Below are 18855 nucleotides of genomic sequence, written 5' to 3' on the forward strand. Positions count from 1 at the left end.
GAAATGAGAAGTAAAAAGGGCAGGCTCTGGGCCCACCCTCTCACTTACAGGACCAGTCGACGAATGTCGGACAGCACGCCGTTCATGGTGGTGATGAAGCGAGCCCCATCGGCACCATCGATCACGCGGTGGTCGTAGCTCAGAGCCAGCGGCAGCATCAGGCGCGGCGCGAACTCTTTGCCGTTCCACTTCGGCTTCATCTCGGACTTGGAAACACCGAGGATGGCCACTTCCGGCGCGTTGACGATCGGGGTAAAGCTGGTACCGCCGATGCCACCCAGGCTGGAGATGGTGAAGCAACCGCCCTGCATGTCGGCAGCAGTCAGCTTGCCGGCACGGGCCTTCTTGGAGATCTCGGCCAGATCGCGAGACAGCTCCATGATGCCCTTCTTGTTAACATCGCGCACCACGGGCACAACCAGACCGTTGGGGGTATCTACCGCCACACCGATGTGGATGTACTTCTTCATGATCAGCTTGCTGCCATCTTCGGACAGGGAGCTGCAGAAGCGCGGGTGAGCTTCCAGCGCCTTGGCGGCGGCTTTCAGGATGAACACCAGCGGGGTGATCTTCACGTCAGCCTTCTGCTTCTCGAGCATCGCATTCTGCTCTTTGCGGAACGCTTCCAGCTCGGTGGTATCGGCTTCGTCGAACTGGGTGACATGAGGGATCATGACCCAGTTGCGGTGCAGGTTCGGACCGGAGATCTTCTGGATGCGGGTCAGCTCGACCTCTTCCACATCACCAAACTTGCTGAAGTCTACTTTCGGCCACGGCAGTACGCCCAGACCGTTGCCACCGGCTACGCCGGCAGAGGCAGGAGCGGACTCGGCACGCTTGATGGCATCCTTCACGTAGGCTTGCACGTCTTCTTTGACGATGCGGCCCTTGCGACCGGAGGCTTTCACCTTGGCCAGGTTGACACCGAACTCGCGTGCCAGACGGCGTACCGCCGGAGAGGCGTGCACGTAGGCGTCGTTGGCAACAAAATCGGTCGCAGCGGCAGCAGCCTGGGCAACCGGAGCCGGAGCAGCGGCAACAGGGGCTGCAGCGACCGGGGCGGCAGCTTGAGCAACCGGCGCGGCGGCAGGAGCAGCGCCAGCCACTTCGAAGACCATGATCAGGGAACCGGTGGAGACCTTGTCACCCGCCTTCACCTTGATCTCTTTGACCACACCGGCGAACGGCGCAGGCACTTCCATGGAGGCCTTGTCACCTTCAACGGCGATCAGGGACTGGTCGGCTTCAACCTTGTCACCCACAGCAACCATGATCTCGGTGACTTCCACTTCGTCGCCACCGATATCCGGTACGTTGACCTCTTTGGCAGCAGCGGCAACCGGGGCAGCAGCCACGGGCGCGGCAGCTTGGGCCGGAGCAGCAACGGCAGCAGGCGCAGCGCCAGCCACTTCAAATACCATCACCAGAGAGCCGGTAGAGACCTTGGCACCAGCGGCCACCTTGATCTCGACTACGCGGCCTGCGAACGGTGCCGGTACTTCCATGGAGGCCTTGTCACCTTCCACGGCAATGATGGACTGGTCAGCTTCTACCATGTCGCCCACGGCAACCATGATTTCAGTCACGTCCACTTCGTCGTCACCGATGTCCGGTACGTGCACATCTTTGCGCACGGCAGCGGCAGGTACGGCGGCCGGAGCAGCAGCAACCGGTGCAGCCACTTCAGCAGGGGCGGCAGCGCCTTCGGCTTCGAAGATCATGATCTGGGAACCGGTGGCAACCTTGTCGCCCACCTTGATCAGGATCTCTTTAACGATACCGGCGGACGGGGCCGGAACTTCCATGGAGGCCTTGTCGCCTTCTACCGCGATGATGGACTGGTCCAGCTCGACCTTGTCACCCACGGCCACCATGATCTCGGTGACTTCAACCTCATCGGCGCCGATATCCGGCACCATAATCTGTTTGGACATTGTGCTTTATCCTCTTGCGTCGATCCGCGTGGCTGGCTGATGCCGCCACGCACATCTCGCGTTAACCGTTTTAAATCCTGGCAGGGTCGCGCCGTATGACGGCGCGCCCCTTGATCCACTTACGCGTACAGCGGGTTGACCTTGTCGGCATCGATGCCGTACTTGGCGATGGCGTCGGCCACAACCTGCTTGTCTACCTCGCCGCGCTTGGCCAGTTCGGTCAGAGCAGCAACCACCACGTAGAACTCGTTCACTTCGAAGTGACGACGCAGGTTGGCACGGCTGTCGGAACGGCCGTAACCGTCGGTGCCCAGCACGCGGTAGTTCTCGGTCGGAACGAAGGCGCGAACCTGATCGGCGAAGGACTTCATGTAGTCGGTCGCAGCGATGGTGGCTTCGGAACCCAGTACCTGAGCGATGTACGGTACGCGAGCTTCGGCAGTCGGGTGCAGCATGTTCCAGCGATCCGCGTCCTGACCGTCACGAGCCAGCTCGTTGAAGGAGGTGACGCTGAACACATCGGAACCGATGCCGTACTCGCTGGCCAGGATCTGGGCAGCCTTGCGCACGTGACCCAGGATGGAACCACAACCCAGCAGCTGAACTTTCGCCTTGGCACCGGCGACGGATTCCAGCTTGTAGATACCCTTGCGGATGCCTTCCTCGGCGCCTTCCGGCATGGCCGGCATGGCGTAGTTCTCGTTCAGGGTGGTGATGTAGTAGAACACGTTCTCCGGGTTCTCACCGTACATGCGGCGCAGGCCGTCCTGTACGATCACTGCCACTTCATAGGCGTAGGACGGGTCGTAGGAGATGCAGTTCGGGATGGTGTTCGCCAGGATGTGGCTGTGACCATCTTCGTGCTGCAGACCTTCGCCGTTCAGGGTAGTACGACCGGAGGTTGCACCCAGCAGGAAGCCACGGGCTTGCTGGTCACCGGCTGCCCACGCCATGTCGCCGATCCGCTGGAAGCCGAACATGGAGTAGTAGATGTAGAACGGGATCATCGGGCAGTCGTTGGTGCTGTAAGAGGTCGCAGCAGCCAGCCAGGAGGACATGGCGCCCAGCTCGTTGATACCGTCTTGCAGAACCTGACCCTGCTTGTCTTCCTTGTAGTAGGAGACGATGTCGCGGTCTTGCGGGGTGTACTGCTGACCGTGCGGGCTGTAGATACCGATCTGGCGGAACAGACCTTCCATACCGAAGGTACGGGCTTCGTCAGCCAGGATCGGAACGATGCGCTTGCCGATGGACTTGTCTTTCAGCATCACGTTCAGGGAACGCACGAACGCCATGGTGGTGGAGATTTCGCGCGCCTGCTCACCCAGCAGCGGGCCGAAGGCATCCAGTGCCGGGATTTCCAGCTTGGTGGTGCTTTCGCGCAGACGGGTCGGCACATAGCCTTTCAGGGCAGTGCGACGGTCGTGCAGGTATTTGTGCTCGGCAGAACCGGCTTCGATCTTCAGGTAAGGCAGATCGGCCAGTTGCTCGTCGGCCACCGGCAGGTTGAAGCGGTCACGCAGGTGACGCACGGAGTCCAGCTCCATCTTCTTGACCTGGTGAGCGATGTTCTTGCCTTCGGCCGCTTCACCCATGCCGTAACCCTTGATGGTCTTGGCCAGAATAACGGTCGGCTTGCCCTTGGTCTGGGTCGCCTTGTTGAACGCGGCGAACAGTTTGCGAGGATCGTGACCACCGCGGTTCAGCGCGAAGATCTCCTCGTCGGTCATGTCTTTGACCAGCGCGGCAGTTTCCGGATAACGGTTGAAGAAGTGCTCGCGGATGTAGCCACCGTCGCGGGACTTCATGGTCTGGTAGTCACCGTCCACGGTCTCGTTCATCAGCTGGATCAGCTTGCCGGACGTGTCTTTCTTCAGCAGCTCATCCCACTTGCGACCCCAGATCACCTTGGTCACGTCCCAACCGGCGCCAGCAAACAGGCCTTCCAGCTCGTTGATGACCTTGCCGTTACCGACAACCGGACCATCCAGACGCTGCAGGTTGCAGTTGACCACGAATACCAGGTTGTCGAGCTTTTCACGCACGGCAACGGTCAGGGCACCCTTGGCTTCCGGCTCGTCCATCTCGCCATCACCCAGGAAGGCGTAAACGGTCTGCTCGGAGCAATCCTTGATACCACGGTCGGTCAGGTACTTCAGGAAGCGAGCCTGATAGATGGCGGCGATGGGGCCCAGACCCATGGAGACGGTCGGGAACTGCCAGAAGTCCGGCATCAGTTTCGGGTGCGGATAGGAAGGGATACCCTTGCCGTCCACTTCCTGACGGAAGTTGTCCAGCTGCTCTTCGGTCAGACGACCTTCAGCAAAGGCGCGAGCATAGATGCCCGGGGAGATATGACCCTGGAAGTAAACCAGATCGCCACCATCCTTCTCGTTGCGAGCACGGAAGAAGTGGTTGAAGCAGACATCATAGATGGTCGCAGAAGAAGCGAAGGAAGACATGTGACCACCCAGGTCCAAGTCTTTCTTGGACGCGCGCAGCACGATCATCATGGCGTTCCAGCGGATGATGGCGCGAATGCGGCGTTCCATCTCCAGGTCACCCGGGTAGTCCGGCTCATCGCTGGACGGGATGGTGTTGATGTAATCGCGATTTGCCTTGGCAGCCACGTCCACACCGCTTACGCGGGCTTTCTCGGCCAACTGTTCAAGGATGAACTGAGCGCGTTGCGGACCCTCTTCACGCAGCAGGGATTCCAGAGAGGCAAGCCACTCCAGCGTTTCTATCGGGTCCACATCGTTCTTCAGGATATCAGACATGGCTGGTTCCTATGTTGTTGTGATTGCACGGCATTGCACGGCGAAGGGCGCAAGCATTCGACAATAGAGCCTTGTGGGATTAGTTTTCCTGCTGACGGATCCGACGCATGGATCGCTGGATCCGGCTGTCTTCCCTCTGCATATCCAACAAGGTGTCCTCGATAAAGGCCAGATGCTCATGACAAGCTGTTCTGGCCCGCTCCGGAGCCCCCGAAAGAATAGCCTCGATCAGATTCGCGCGATGGCGACGTATCTTGGCTACCACTCCCGGGCGGCGATTCAAAATCTCGTTATTCTGCAGAATGTTCTGCTCGAGCATCGGGCTCATTGCCCGCAGCAGGTGCAGCAGCACCACGTTGTGGGACGCCTCGGCCACCGCCAGATAGAACTGGGTGACGGCTGCCGACTCGGCCACCAGCGAGCCCAGCTGGCCCGCCTCTTCGATGGTGGTTTGCACCTGACGAATGCGCTCGAAATCAGACCCGGTTCCCCGCAAGGCCGCGTAGTAGGCACAGATGCCTTCCAGCGCATGGCGAAACTCCAGCAGGTCATACTGGGCTTCCGGGTGGGTACTGAGCAGTTCGAACAGAGGATCGGCGATCCCCTTGCTCAGGGCATTCTGCACATAAGTGCCGCCGCCCTGACGGCGATAAAGCAATCCGCGCGCTTCCAGTCGCTGGATGGCTTCGCGCAAGGAGGGGCGCGATACCTGAAACTGGATGGCGAGTTCCCGCTCGGGAGGCAATTTCTGCCCCGGTTGCAGGCTGCCTTCCAGAATCATCTGTTCCAGCTCGGCGACAATGGAGTCGGCCAACTTGGGTTGCGTAATCTTGCGATAGGGCATGAGGCTACTTTGTTAAATTGGTATTACCAATTTTATGGATGGGGCGAAAATTAGCAGAGGCCTTTTGAAAAGTCCACTCAAAAGATGATCTGAGTCAAGAATCACCCCCACCACTTAAGGGGTAAAGCAGGGGAAACATGATTTAGCTCATAGAAAATGGTCTGACCAATATTCTTGACCACGCTCACAAATAACATTTGCGCAACCAGAGACAAAAATGGCCTGCCAGATAGGCAAGCCATTGATTTTAAAATCCAAACTAAATTTGAACATTTACTTTAGCTGTTTAGTAGTTGCCGGTAGTAATCCCACTGGAAACTGGCTCCGGGATCCGTCTTGCGCCCTGGCGCGATGTCGCAATGGCCGACAATTTTTTCGTGGGTAATCGCCGGATAGCGCTCCGAAATAGCTCGGGTGAGCCCCGCCAGCGCCCGGTATTGAGCCTCGTTGTAGGGGATTTCGTCAGTCCCTTCCAGCTCGATGCCAATGGAGAAGTCATTACATGCCTCCCTCCCCTGCCAGCTCGAGACACCAGCGTGCCAGGCGCGCGCGCCAAACGGCACATACTGCACCAGCTCGCCATCACGGCGGATCAGGCAGTGTGCCGAAACCCGCAGCTGATGGATACCGGCAAAATAGGGATGAGCCTCAGGGTCGAGTCGTCCCATAAAGAGATCGTCGATAAAGGGGCCGCCGAACTCCCCTGGCGGCAGGCTGATGCCATGAACCACCAGCAGGGAGATATCATCCGGGGCGGCCCGTTCGTTGTGATGGGGAGAAGGCACCCGGCGCGCCTGCTGGCACCAGCCAGCGGCATCGATAGAGAAAAAAGGTTGCGAAGCGAGTTGAGTCATCGGCTACTCGAGTTGGCTGATAAATGGCGAAAAAACGAAGATACCTGATAGGCAACCCGGCACCAACTCACTGAATCAACGGGAAATGGTATGTTAGGCTGAGTCATCTTCCGCTCGATATGGATGGGGTATGCAGCACACGGCACGCTGGATGTGGTTACTGGCCTGGCTCTCTTTGATGGGCCTGCTGACCCTCTATTTTCACTCCCGCAACCAACCAAGCGTCACCGCCAGCGGCGAGTTGTTGCTGCGGGCCGACCAGAGCGGCCACTATCGTCTGGAGGGTGCCATCAACGGTCAGCCGGTGCAACTGCTGCTCGATACCGGCGCAACCCGCATCACCATCCCGCAGCAGGTTGCCGAGCGGCTCGGCCTGACCGCTCATGGCAGCAGCCAGGTCAATACCGCCGCGGGGCAGATCCGGGTCGGCAACGGCACCATCGAAACGCTGGCGATGGGGCCATTGACCTTGTACGATCTGGCCATCTTTATCAATCCGGTGGCAGACGGTGACGAAGTGCTGGTTGGCATGAACGCCCTCGGTCGGCTGGAGCTGGTTCAAAAGGAGCGGCAACTGCTGCTCAGACCCTTGCAGGAATAAGGCATGTTTCAACAGGATGTCAGCCGCGCCGTGCGCGCCGCACTACTCGAAGATCTGGGCGATGCCCTCACCACGCTGGACCAACCGGACGCCAGCGCCGATATCACCGCCCAGCTGATCCCGGCGGATCGGATGGCCAGCGCCCGGGTCATCACCCGCGAGGCCGGTGTGTTCTGCGGCCAGCCCTGGGTGGATGAAGTCTTCCTGCAACTGAAGGCCCAGCTCGGTGGCGAAGTGAAGGTGGAGTGGCTGGTGCAGGATGGCGAAGTGCTCTCCCCCAATCAGGAGCTGTTTCGCCTCCACGGCCCTGCCCGCCTGCTGCTAACCGGCGAGCGCAATGCGCTGAACTTTGTCCAGACCCTCTCCGGCGTTGCCACCCTCACCGCCCGCTATGTGGCAGAGCTGGAGGGCACCGACTGCCGTCTGCTCGACACCCGCAAGACCATCCCCGGGCTGCGCACCGCCCAGAAGTACGCGGTTACCTGTGGCGGCGGCAAGAATCACCGCATCGGCCTCTACGATGCCTATCTCATCAAAGAGAACCATATCCTCGCCTGTGGCGGTATTGCCGAGGCGATTAATGAGGCTCGTCATCTCAATCCGGGCAAACCGGTAGAGGTAGAAGTCGAAACGCTGGCAGAGCTGGAACAGGCGCTGGCGGCACACGCCGATATCGTGATGCTCGACAACTTCGACGTGACCATGATGCGCGAAGCCGTCGCCATCAATCAGGGCCGCGCCAAGCTCGAAGTCTCCGGTAATGTGACGCTGGATACTCTGGCCGAGTTTGCCGCCACCGGCGTCGATTTTATCTCTGTCGGGGCGCTGACCAAGCATGTGCGGGCGCTCGATCTCTCCATGCGTTTTATCCAGCAGTGAGATTCCCCCCACAGGCTTGAGCAAACACTCGATATAACAGGATAAACAACTTGCAAAAGGCGCCATGGGCGCCTTTTCTTTATGCAGGATCCCTCAGCAAAGGAGTGTAATGACGGACCCGCTTTCACCCGTAACAAAGAGTCATAAGAAGCCACTTATTTTATGACTCGCATCAAGTTTTTGGTAAATGACATGAAAGTAGTTAACAAAGGCAGCAATCTCTGTTGCCACCCCTGACAGCTCGGATAAGATACTGACGTGCGGATGATTTTCCACCGACACTTCCCAGGAACCAAGGATAAAAGGACATTTTCCATGAAGAGCGAAATGAAGAAACAATCGGGTTTTACCCTTATTGAACTGATGATCGTGGTCGCGATCGTAGCCATTCTGGCGGCGGTAGCGCTGCCTGCTTATCAAAGCTACACACAGAGAGCAAAGTTTACTGAAGTAATCGCTGCCACAGGTCCAGCAAAAACTGCCGTTGAAGTTTGCGTTCAAGGAGCCAGCACACTGACACTTGCTGATTGCGTCACTGCTGGAAACAATGCAACGTCTGGAGCTTTTACAACCTCAAACGTCTTAACTGGTGTTTCCGTTGCAACCGGTACAACTGCTAATACCATAACCGTTACTGGTAGTGGTGGCTCTGATGTTGGTAACTCAACCTATGTTCTCATATCTAATGCTCTTACAGCAGCTGGTCAGCAAGTTAGGTGGACAGTCTCCGGTTCATGTAAGACTGATGGCAAATGCTAAGGCATGACCTCTAGCCCTAATAGCGGCCTGGCGTTAAGCCTGGCCGCCTCTTCACTGATCAGTGAAGAAGACTCCCAGCGCTATCTGAGCCAGGCCAAGGCCCAGCGCAAACCCTTTGTGACATTTCTGATAGAGAACGAGATCCTCGACAGCAAAGCGCTCGCCGATTTTTGCGAGCTGGAGTATGGGGTACCTCTGCTGGATCTTGCCGCCTTCGACTTGGCCGAGATCCCGCAGAAGTACCTCAATCAGAAGCTGATTGAGAAGCACCACGTCCTGCCCATCTACACCCAGGGCCACACCCTATACATCGCCATGTCGGATCCGACCAATGTCTCGGCGTTGGAGGACTTTGGCTTCAGCTTCGGCCTTCATACCGAAGCGCTGCTGGTGGAGGAGAACAAACTCACCGCCGCCATAGGCAAACTGCTGGAGAGTGAAAACGACGCCCTCGGCATGGAGGATATCGACGAGTCCGAGATTTCGGATCTCGAAGTCTCCGACGAAAACAGTCGGCTCGACGAAAGCGTCAATACAGCCGATGACGATGCTCCCATCGTCAAGTACATCAACAAGATCCTGATGGATGCCATCAAGCGCGGTGCCTCCGACCTGCACTTCGAGCCCTATGAGTTCAAGTATCGGGTGCGCTTTCGCATCGACGGCATTCTGCATGAAATTGCCACACCGCCGGTCAACCTCTCCAACCGCTTCTCCGCCCGCCTCAAGGTGATGGCGCGGCTCGATATCGCCGAGCGGCGGCTGCCACAGGATGGCCGCATCAAGTTGAAGCTGTCGCGCAACAAGTCGATGGATATGCGGGTCAACACCCTGCCCACCATGTGGGGGGAGAAGATCGTTATCCGTCTGCTCGACTCCTCGGCGGCACGCCTCAATATCGAGCAACTCGGCTTTGATGACCGGCAGAAGGCGCAGTACCTGCGCGCCCTCTCCAAGCCACAGGGGATGATCCTGGTGACCGGCCCCACCGGCTCGGGCAAAACGGTCTCGCTCTATACCGGCCTCAATATTCTCAACACCACCGAGGTAAACATCTCCACCGCCGAAGACCCGGTGGAGATCAACCTGCCCGGCGTCAACCAGGTGCAGGTCAACCCCAAGGCGGGGCTCACCTTTGCCAGCGCCCTGCGCTCCTTCCTGCGGCAAGACCCGGATGTGGTGATGGTGGGTGAAATTCGCGATCTCGAAACCGCCGAGATCGCTATCAAGGCGGCGCAGACCGGTCACCTGGTGCTCTCCACCCTGCATACCAACTCCGCCGCCGAGACCCTGACCCGGATGATGAACATGGGGGTTCCGGCCTTCAACATCGCCTCCTCGGTCACCCTGATCATGGCCCAGCGGTTGGCCCGTAAACTGTGCGACCACTGCAAAGCGCCGGAAGTGGTGCCGGAAGCCGAACTGCTGGAGCTGGGCTTTACGCCGCAGCAGCTGGCTGCCGGACTGCGACTGTTCAAACCGGTCGGTTGCAAGGAGTGTTCCGGCGGCTACAAGGGGCGGGTCGGCATCTACGAAATCATGCTGATGTCAGAGAACATCGCCAAATTGATCATGCAAGGGGCAAACTCCCTGCAAATCGCCGCTATCGCCCAAAAAGAGGGGATGCGTACCCTGCGCACCTCGGGACTGGAGAAGGCCCGGCTCGGGGTCACCAGTCTGGCCGAGGTCAACCGGGTCACCACCAACTGATCCGTGTGCGGAACGACCCGCCGGTTTGGTTGGCAGAGCGAATTCGTCGTTCACGAACACGGAATTGATGACAGCCCGAACAACAGAGTAATCAGATATTCAAATAACCGGTATGGCGCCAAGAAGGCACCGCCCACCCTATCAGTACCCCGCAGGCATCAAGCCAGTCGGGCACCTTGACCAGGTTGATGACGTGCAGAGCCAGGCTCTGACAACCAACCCCATTGCAGGATGCAAAGATGGCAACCCTAACGAAAAAGAACAATGCCCCCAAGAAAGTCTTCGCCTTCCGCTGGCACGGGGTTAATCGCAAGGGGCAGAAGGTCTCCGGCGAGCTGCAGGCCGACAGCATCAACACCGTCAAGACCGAACTGCGCAAGCAGGGGGTCAACGTCACCAAGGTAGCCAAGAAATCCCAGGGGCTCTTCTCCAAGGGCGGCGCCAAGATCAAGCCGATGGATATCGCCATCGTCTCACGCCAGATCACCACCATGCTCTCCGCCGGCGTACCACTGGTGCAGAGCCTGCAGATCATCGCCCGCAGTCACGAGAAAGCCTCGATGCGCGAGTTGATGGGGCAGATTGCCGCCGATGTGGAGACCGGTACCCCCATGTCGGAGGCGCTGCGCCGCCATCCCCTCTACTTTGACGATCTCTACTGCGATCTGGTTGAAGCCGGTGAGCAATCCGGTGCGCTGGAGACCATCTACGACCGTATCGCCACCTATCGGGAAAAGTCGGAAGCGCTCAAGTCGAAGATCAAGAAGGCGATGTTCTACCCCACCATGGTCATTCTGGTCGCCATCGTGGTCACCTCCATCCTGCTGTTGTTCGTCATTCCGCAGTTCGAGGATATCTTCAAGAGCTTCGGTGCCGAGCTGCCGGTGTTCACCCAGTTTGTTATCGGCATCTCGCGCTTTATGCAGAACTGGTGGTATGTCTTCTTTGGTGGCACGGCCCTTGGCATCTTCCTTTACGTGCGGGCTTGGCGGGCCTCCCAGAAGGTGAAAGACAATACCGACAAGTTCGTCCTCACCATTCCGGTGGTCGGGATGATCTTGCACAAGGCGGCGATGGCCCGCTTTGCCCGCACCCTGTCGACCACCTTCTCCGCCGGTATTCCGCTGGTAGATGCGCTGATTTCGGCGGCTGGCGCCTCCGGCAACTATGTCTATCGCACCGCGGTCATGGCCATCCGCAACGAGGTGGTGGCCGGTATGCAGATCAACGTTGCAATGCGCACCGTCGATCTCTTCCCCGACATGGTGATCCAGATGGTGATGATCGGTGAGGAGTCCGGTGCCATCGATGATATGCTCTCCAAGGTCGCCACCATCTTCGAACAGGAGGTGGATGATCTGGTCGATGGCCTCACCAGCCTGCTGGAACCCCTCATCATGGTGGTACTCGGGGTGCTGGTCGGCGGCATGGTTATCGCCATGTACCTGCCCATCTTCAAGCTTGGCGACGTGGTAGGCTGATTTATCAGGGCATGGCACCACAACCATGCCCTCCCCCTCATTCAATAACTGACGGTTGGTTATGACACTTCTTCTCGAGCTGGCTCACAGCTTGCCCTGGCTCTACTTCTCGCTGGTTTTTCTCTTCTCCCTGATGATCGGCAGTTTCCTCAATGTGGTTATCCACCGCTTGCCCATCATGCTGGAGCGGGAGTGGCAGGCCGAGTACCGCAGCTACTTCGCCCCCGATGAGGAGGCCACTGCGCCAGAGCGCTACAACCTGATGGTGCCGCGCTCCGCATGCCCTCACTGTGGCCACGCCATCACTGCGCTGGAGAACATCCCGCTGTTGAGCTGGCTCTGGCTCAAAGGGCGTTGTCGCGACTGTCAGGCCCCCATCTCGGCCCGCTATCCGCTGGTAGAGCTACTGACCGCCCTGCTCTCAGTGGCCGTAGCCATGGTCATAACACCGGGCTGGGGCACACTGGCCGCCCTGTTGCTGACCTGGGTGCTGGTCGCCCTCACCTTCATCGATCTCGACAAGATGTTGCTGCCCGACCAGCTCACCCTGCCACTGCTGTGGGGCGGGCTGCTGTTCAATCTGGCTGGTGGTTTCGTGCCGCTGGCAGATGCCGTGATCGGCGCCATGGCGGGCTATCTGGTGCTCTGGAGCCTCTACTGGGCTTTCAAGCTGCTCACTGGCAAGGAGGGGATGGGCTATGGCGACTTCAAGCTGCTGGCGGCGCTGGGCGCCTGGCTCGGTTGGCAGGCGCTGCCCATAATTCTGCTGCTCTCATCTCTGGTCGGTGCCGTGATCGGCATCAGCCTGATCGCCTTGCACAAACATCATCAGGGCAAGCCCATCCCCTTCGGCCCCTACCTCGCCATTGCGGGCTGGATCGCCCTGCTGTGGGGCGATACCATCACCCGCTGGTATCTCTCTACCCTGCTTTGAGCAAGAGGCCCCCATGTATGTAGTTGCTATCACAGGTGGTATCGGCAGCGGCAAGACAACTATCGCCAATCAGTTTGCCGCGCTGGGTATCGAGGTGGTGGATGCCGATGTGATCGCCCGCGAAGTGGTCGAGCCGGGCACCCCGGCCCTTGCCGCCATCGCCGACCATTTTGGCCCGGATGTGATTGATCCGAGCGGTCAACTCGACCGTCGCGCCCTGCGCGAGCGGGTCTTCAGCGACCCACAGGCCAAGGAGTGGCTCAATGCCCTGCTTCACCCGCTGATTCACAGCGAAATGCTGCGCCAGTGTGCCGCAGCCAGTTCACCTTACTGCCTGCTGGTGGTGCCACTGCTGGTGGAGAACAAACTCACCGGCCTCGCCAACCGGGTGCTGGTGATCGATGTAGACGAAGCCACCCAGGTTGAGCGCACCTGCCGCCGGGATGGTGTATCGGCCGAGCAGGCCCGAGCCATCATCGCCGCTCAGGCGAGCCGGTCGGAACGTCTCGCGGCGGCGGATGATGTCATCGAAAACCACAATGGCAGCGAAATGGCGATTAAAACGCGGATTTTGGCGCTGCACGAGACATATCTGGCAATTGCCTCTCAACAAGGCCGCCAAGTGTGAGTACACTAGGCCGGTTTATGGCTGGCCAGGATTAGGCATGATTTACGATTTCCCCCTCAATGAAAAAAGCCGGACCTATCTTCGTCTGGAGTCCCTGTTTTCCCAGATCCGCGACAATCTGGAGAGTGAACAATCCTGGGCACATATCGCCTTCTTCAAGGGGCTGTTCGATCTGCAGGAGTTGCTGGAGCGTGGTGACCTGCGCGCCGACCTCATCAAGGATCTGGAGCGTCTCGGCCAGCGTCTGAGCCACTGGGCCAGCCTGCCCGACGTCGATCTGGAGCAGATCAAACTGATGCAGCAAGAGAGCAGCCAGCTCTCCCGCAACCTGCTCAATTCGCCACGCCCGGGTGCCCGCCTGAAAGAGGATCGTCTGCTCGGCTCCATTCGCCAGCGTTTCTCCATCCCCGGTGGCCTGTGTGCCTTCGATGTGCCGCAGCTGCACCACTGGCTCGGTACCCCGGCCATCACCCGTCACCAGCAGATGCAAGGCTGGCTGAGCGACATTAACCTGCTGATGAATGCCATCACCCTGCTGCTGCGCCTGTGGCGTGAATCAGGCAGCTTCAGTGAGCAGGTTGCCAGCAACGGTTTCTTCCAGGACACCGCCGAGAGCGCCGAGCTGATCCGCATCAAGCTGCCGGGCAATCTGTTCTGCTACCCGACCCTGAGCGGCCACAAGAACCGCTTCGCCCTGCGCTTTCTGCCCACCGCAGAACAGCCGATTGGCGATGTGCCGTTCCAGCTCGCCTGCTGCTAAGGAGCGCTTATGGTCACCAAGGTAAAGTGCCCGACCTGTCAGAGCGAAGTGGAGTGGGGCCCGCAGAGTCCGTTCCGCCCCTTCTGCAGCAAGCGCTGCCAGCTGATCGATCTCGGCGAATGGGCCGATGAAGAGAAGCGGATCCCGGGGGAGATCAACCCGGATCTGCTGCCGGAGCCGGAAGAGGGCGATCAGTGGCTATAAGCCCCTGGTCACGCACCTCTGCAATATGAAAAAAGGGCCGATTGGCCCTTTTTTCATGCTTGTTGATTACTACCGGCTCACGCCAGCAGGCCTTGAAGCCGCGCGACAATCGGACCGTTGGCATCGGGGAAGTGGTAGTTATGCAGCTCTGCCACCGGCACCCACAGACACTCCTGCCCCTCTTTTCCGAACGGCTCGCCGCTGAAACGGGTCACCTTCCAGATATCCAGCAATACCTGCTTCTCGGGGTAGTCGTGCTGCAGTTCCATAAAGGGGGCACAATCCAATACCCGGATGCCGATCTCTTCCCACAGCTCCCGATCCAGTGCGGTGAGCAGATCCTCACCCGACTCCACCTTGCCTCCGGGAAACTCCCAGCGATCCCCCTGATGGCGATCGGAGGAGCGTCGGGCGATGAAGATATCGCCCCGTTCGTTCTCGATGACGCCCACCGCCACCCAGATCCGTTTCTTCTGTTCCATCATTGTCCTCAGCGTAAACACGGCAAACGGGCGATCCAGGGGGCAAGCCGAATGGCCTGCTGATCCCCCCGGGCCCTGAAGAGATCCTGCCCGACATGCTCATTGCCCGGCGGCGCAACCTGCGGCCAGGGCAGAGCACCGGGCGGAGTGAAACAACGATCGTGTACCCGCGCGCTCTGGCGCAGATAGCGCCATAAACAGTCTCGCAAGAACCACTGGTCGATGTTCGGTGTTTCCATCGTACTGGGCTGATAGCTCGCCATCAGCGGCGCAAGGGGAGGCAGCACACCGGCCACACCGCCCCACATGCCGGCCAGCACCAGATCGGTGTGGCTCCACCAGTCACGCATGATATGGAACCAGCGCCCCGATGCAAGCCAGTCATCGACCGCCAGCCGCTCCCGCAGATTCAGCACGGAGTCCGCATCGCGCACAAGGAAGCGCCCCACTCCGGGATCATTGGCGACCTGGAAGCGCCAGCATAGGCGCTGACGCTGGGATTGACCATCGGGCTGCACCTTTATCTCGGCGCCATGTTCCTGCAGGCAGGCCAGAAACCCCTGAGGGACACTGCCATCCACATAGAAGCGCACCCGCCAGCCCGGATAGAGGTAGGCTGCGGCCAGCACATTGTCGAGCGCTCCCCGTAAATAGCGGGGCTGTGCTCCCCACAGGGAGAATGCGATGACTGCCTGCTTCTCCCCCTGCTCCGCGAGCCATTCATCCGGCCCCTCTGCCGGCAGTACCCACCCCGCGACAGGCTGCGAGACGGCCTCATCCTTGAGAGTCAGGGCACGGGTTCCCGCTTGTGCCGCTTCTTCATGGCGTCCTAGCTTGGCAAGGGAAGTGCAAAGCCCGTCATGGACCAGATAATCACCCGGCTCGCGCCGCACCAGTTCGACCAGGTGCGTCACAGCCCGCTCATGCTGATCGGAGCGCGAGAGGCAGACACAGAGATTGCGCAGCACCTCAGTGTTATCGGGCGCAGACCGGTACGCCAGCGTCAGCACCTGTGCCGCCGAAGCGGGATCGCCGGACAAAAAGAGGTAATAGGCAAACTGCAGTTGCAGGGGAACGGATTTGTTCGTCTCTGCGTTCAGCCTGCTCAGCACACAACGGATCGCCTCCTGGCGTCTCTCCTGCAGCCAGTGCCCATGTGCCTCCCCATCCCATCCCGCCGGCAATCTGCTCATCGTCCCCTCCTTGGTCCGAAAATGAATACACCGCCCGGAGGCGGTGTATTCATCATGGCAGGGTGTCAGGTCAGCTGACCGTGACAGTGCTTGTATTTTTTACCCGAACCACACGGGCAGGGATCGTTTCGACCGACCTTCTGCTCGTCGCGTACGAAGGTGGTGTGACCCTCTTCGCCTGCAGCCTGTTCATCGGCCAGCTGGCTCTCAGCGGCGGCGTGGGTATAGGTGCGGGGAGCGGCTTCCGCCTGCTGGCGTTGCTGCTCTTCCATCGCTTCCACATCGCGCTCCTGCACCTGAACACGGCTCAGGATGCTGACCACGTCGCGCTTGAGGGTTTCCAGCATCTGGGTGAACAGATCGAAGGATTCGCGCTTGTACTCCTGCTTGGGGTTCTTCTGGGCGTAACCGCGCAGATGGATGCCCTGACGCAGGTGATCCATGGCCGCCAGATGCTCTTTCCAGAGGCCATCCAGGGTTTGCAGCATCACTGCCTTCTCGAAGTTGCGCAGTACCTCTTTGCCGACCAGCTCTTCCTTGTGGGCATAGAGCTTGGAGGCTTCGTCCAGAATGCGCTCGCGCAGCTTCTCTTCATACAGCTTGTCATCTTCCGCCAGCCACTGTTGCAGCGGCAGATCCAGCGCGAAGTCCGCCTTCAGGCGCGCTTCCAGAGCCGGCACGTCCCACATCTCTTCCAGAGACTGGGGCGGGATGTATTCGTCGATCACCGCGCCGTAGACGTCGTCACGGATAACGTGGATGGTCTCGGAGATGTCGTTGGTATCCAGCAGCTCATTGCGCTGCTCGTAGACCACCTTGCGCTGGTCGTTGGCAACGTCATCAAACTCCAGCAAGCTCTTGCGGATGTCGAAGTTACGACCTTCCACCTTGCGCTGAGCGTTTTCGATCGCCTTGGTGACCCACGGGTGCTCGATGGCTTCGCCCTCTTCCATGCCCAGCTTCTTCATCATGCCGGTCACGCGATCGGAGGCGAAGATCCGCATCAGGGTATCTTCCATGGAGAGGTAGAAACGGGAGGAGCCCGGGTCACCCTGACGACCGGAACGGCCGCGCAGCTGGTTGTCGATACGACGGGATTCGTGACGCTCGGTGCCGATAATGTGCAGACCACCGGCGGCCAGCACCGCATCGTGACGCACCTGCCAGGCGGCTTTCAGTTCGGCAATCTGCTCGCTGGTCGGGTTCTCCAGCTTGGCAATCTCTGCCTGCCAGTTGCCGCCCAACACGATGTCGGTACCACGACCGGCCATGTTGGTCGCGATGGTGACCGCACCAGTCTGACCTGCCTGGGCAACGATCTCCGCTTCCATGGCGTGGAACTTGGCGTTCAGCACCTTGTGCGGGATCTTCTCCTTGGTCAGGATGCCGGAGAGCAGCTCGGAGTTCTCGATAGAGACGGTACCAACCAGTACAGGCTGGCCCTTCGCCACGCACTGACGGATATCTTCGATGATGGCGGCATACTTCTCATTGGCGGTCAGGTAGACCAGATCGCCCATGTCTTTGCGCACCATCGGCTTGTTGGTCGGGATAACTACGGTATCCAGGCCATAAATTTGCTGGAATTCAAAGGCTTCGGTATCAGCTGTACCGGTCATGCCCGCCAGCTTGTTGTAGAGACGGAAGTAGTTCTGGAAGGTGATGGATGCCAGCGTCTGGTTCTCGTTCTGGATCTTCACCCCTTCCTTCGCTTCAACGGCCTGATGCAGACCATCAGACCAGCGACGACCCGGCATGGTACGGCCGGTGTGCTCGTCGACGATGACGATCTCGTCTTTCTGGACGATATAGTCGACGTTGCGCTCGAACAGGGTGTGAGCGCGCAGACCGGCATTGACGTGGTGCAGCAGGCTGATGTTGGAGGCGGAGAACAGGGAGTCGTTCTCGTCCAGCAGCCCCTCTTTCTTGAGCAGCTCTTCCACGAAGATCTGGCCGTTTTCGGTCAGCAGGGCCTGACGGTTCTTCTCGTCTACTGTGTAGTGACCGTCGCCGGTGTACTCTTCGGTGTCTTCCTTGTCCTGCTTGACCAGCAGCGGGATCAGCTTGTTGACGCGAATATAGAGCTCGGAGCTATCTTCGGCCGGACCGGAGATGATCAGCGGAGTACGGGCTTCATCGATAAGCACCGAGTCCACCTCATCCACCAGCGCGTAGTTGAGCGGACGCTGTACCCGCTGCTCCGGCGAGAACGCCATGTTGTCGCGCAGGTAGTCAAAACCGAATTCGTTGTTGGTACCGTAGGTGATGTCGGCGGCGTAGGCGTCACGCTTCTGGGACGCATCCATACCGGGCACGTTGCAATCGACGGTCATGCCGAGGAAGGCAAACAGCGGGCGGTTTGCCTCAGCGTCACGTTTGGCCAGATAGTCGTTCACCGTCACCACGTGCACACCGCGGCCACTCAGGGCGTTCAGGTAAGCTGGCAGGGTTGCGGTCAGGGTTTTACCTTCACCGGTTTTCATTTCCGCGATGCGGTTGGAGTTCAGCACCATGCCGCCGATCAGCTGCACGTCGAAGTGACGCATGCCGAACACCCGCTTGGAGGCTTCACGCACGGTCGCGAACGCTTCCGGGAGCAACTGCTCCAGGGTCTCACCCTGCTCGATACGCTGACGATATTCAGCCGTTTTGGCCTGCAACTCGGCATCGGAGAGAGCCTCGAACTGCGGCTCCATGGCATTGATCTGTTTTACAATTTTGCGCAAAGCCTTGAGCGTTCTGTCGTTCCGGCTGCCGATAATCTTGGTAAGCAGTGTGCTAATCATGGGTACCAACTATTTCTGGTTATAAA

16 protein-coding genes are annotated in these 18855 nt (G+C 59.2%); 9 read left to right on the forward strand and 7 right to left on the reverse strand.

Annotated elements, in window-relative coordinates:
- Positions 1 to 44: 44 nt before the first annotated feature.
- From aceF to ampD, 4 genes are all read right to left on the reverse strand, one after another.
- Positions 45 to 1934, reverse strand: a complete 1890-nt coding sequence (aceF, locus tag OKC42_RS07775; protein ID WP_270819409.1) for a pyruvate dehydrogenase complex dihydrolipoyllysine-residue acetyltransferase — start codon at positions 1932 to 1934, stop codon at positions 45 to 47.
- Between the two features lie 119 nt (positions 1935 to 2053).
- Positions 2054 to 4714, reverse strand: coding sequence for a pyruvate dehydrogenase (acetyl-transferring), homodimeric type (aceE, locus tag OKC42_RS07780; protein WP_005355086.1), 2661 nt, complete (start codon positions 4712 to 4714; stop codon positions 2054 to 2056).
- A 79-nt stretch (positions 4715 to 4793) separates the two neighbouring features.
- Positions 4794 to 5558, reverse strand: a complete 765-nt coding sequence (gene pdhR, locus OKC42_RS07785) for a pyruvate dehydrogenase complex transcriptional repressor PdhR (RefSeq protein ID WP_005336127.1) — start codon at positions 5556 to 5558, stop codon at positions 4794 to 4796.
- Positions 5559 to 5836: 278 nt separating this feature from the next.
- Positions 5837 to 6412, reverse strand: a complete 576-nt coding sequence (gene ampD, locus OKC42_RS07790) for a 1,6-anhydro-N-acetylmuramyl-L-alanine amidase AmpD (RefSeq protein WP_270819410.1) — start codon at positions 6410 to 6412, stop codon at positions 5837 to 5839.
- A 130-nt stretch (positions 6413 to 6542) separates the two neighbouring features.
- On the opposite strand from ampD, the gene OKC42_RS07795 reads away from it, so the two are divergent.
- The 9 genes from OKC42_RS07795 (at position 6543) to yacG (ending at position 14368) form a co-directional block, all read left to right on the forward strand.
- The gene (locus OKC42_RS07795) at positions 6543 to 7013 is read left to right on the forward strand and encodes a retropepsin-like aspartic protease family protein (RefSeq protein WP_158113353.1); all 471 of its coding nucleotides are present in this window, start codon (positions 6543 to 6545) and stop codon (positions 7011 to 7013) included.
- Between the two features lie 3 nt (positions 7014 to 7016).
- The gene (gene nadC / locus OKC42_RS07800) at positions 7017 to 7892 is read left to right on the forward strand and encodes a carboxylating nicotinate-nucleotide diphosphorylase (protein ID WP_216947458.1); all 876 of its coding nucleotides are present in this window, start codon (positions 7017 to 7019) and stop codon (positions 7890 to 7892) included.
- Between the two features lie 327 nt (positions 7893 to 8219).
- Entirely contained in the window at positions 8220 to 8651 is a 432-nt protein-coding gene (locus OKC42_RS07805) for a pilin (protein WP_139411607.1), read from the forward strand.
- Between the two features lie 3 nt (positions 8652 to 8654).
- Positions 8655 to 10361 carry a PilB family type IVa pilus assembly ATPase TapB gene (gene tapB / locus OKC42_RS07810; RefSeq protein WP_005336134.1) on the forward strand — a complete coding sequence of 569 codons (1707 nt, stop codon included), beginning with the start codon at positions 8655 to 8657 and terminating at the stop codon, positions 10359 to 10361.
- Between the two features lie 239 nt (positions 10362 to 10600).
- Positions 10601 to 11842 (forward strand): type II secretion system F family protein, encoded by a 1242-nt coding sequence (locus OKC42_RS07815; protein ID WP_005336136.1) that lies wholly within the window; start codon positions 10601 to 10603, stop codon positions 11840 to 11842.
- A 61-nt stretch (positions 11843 to 11903) separates the two neighbouring features.
- Entirely contained in the window at positions 11904 to 12776 is an 873-nt protein-coding gene (locus tag OKC42_RS07820) for a prepilin peptidase (protein WP_088868329.1), read from the forward strand.
- 13 nt (positions 12777 to 12789) lie between these two features.
- Positions 12790 to 13404 (forward strand): dephospho-CoA kinase, encoded by a 615-nt coding sequence (coaE, locus tag OKC42_RS07825; protein WP_270819412.1) that lies wholly within the window; start codon positions 12790 to 12792, stop codon positions 13402 to 13404.
- A gap of 37 nt (positions 13405 to 13441) precedes the next feature.
- Entirely contained in the window at positions 13442 to 14164 is a 723-nt protein-coding gene (gene zapD, locus OKC42_RS07830; RefSeq protein ID WP_005336141.1) for a cell division protein ZapD, read from the forward strand.
- A 9-nt stretch (positions 14165 to 14173) separates the two neighbouring features.
- A complete protein-coding gene (gene yacG, locus OKC42_RS07835; protein WP_005336142.1) occupies positions 14174 to 14368 on the forward strand; it encodes a DNA gyrase inhibitor YacG in 195 nt (64 codons plus the stop codon).
- Between the two features lie 77 nt (positions 14369 to 14445).
- Here the strand turns inward: yacG and mutT are convergent, their stop codons facing one another.
- The 3 genes from mutT to secA all read right to left on the reverse strand — a co-directional run bounded on the left by mutT (position 14446) and on the right by secA (position 18829).
- A complete protein-coding gene (gene mutT / locus OKC42_RS07840) occupies positions 14446 to 14850 on the reverse strand; it encodes an 8-oxo-dGTP diphosphatase MutT (protein WP_019444787.1) in 405 nt (134 codons plus the stop codon).
- An 8-nt stretch (positions 14851 to 14858) separates the two neighbouring features.
- Positions 14859 to 16043, reverse strand: coding sequence for a tetratricopeptide repeat protein (locus OKC42_RS07845; protein WP_270819414.1), 1185 nt, complete (start codon positions 16041 to 16043; stop codon positions 14859 to 14861).
- A 65-nt stretch (positions 16044 to 16108) separates the two neighbouring features.
- Entirely contained in the window at positions 16109 to 18829 is a 2721-nt protein-coding gene (gene secA, locus OKC42_RS07850; RefSeq protein WP_270819415.1) for a preprotein translocase subunit SecA, read from the reverse strand.
- Between the last annotated feature and the right edge of the window lie 26 nt (positions 18830 to 18855).

It is taken from the genome of Aeromonas sp. Y311-2 (assembly GCF_027706025.1).
In the GTDB taxonomy this organism is placed as follows: Bacteria; Pseudomonadota; Gammaproteobacteria; order Enterobacterales; family Aeromonadaceae; genus Aeromonas; species Aeromonas veronii.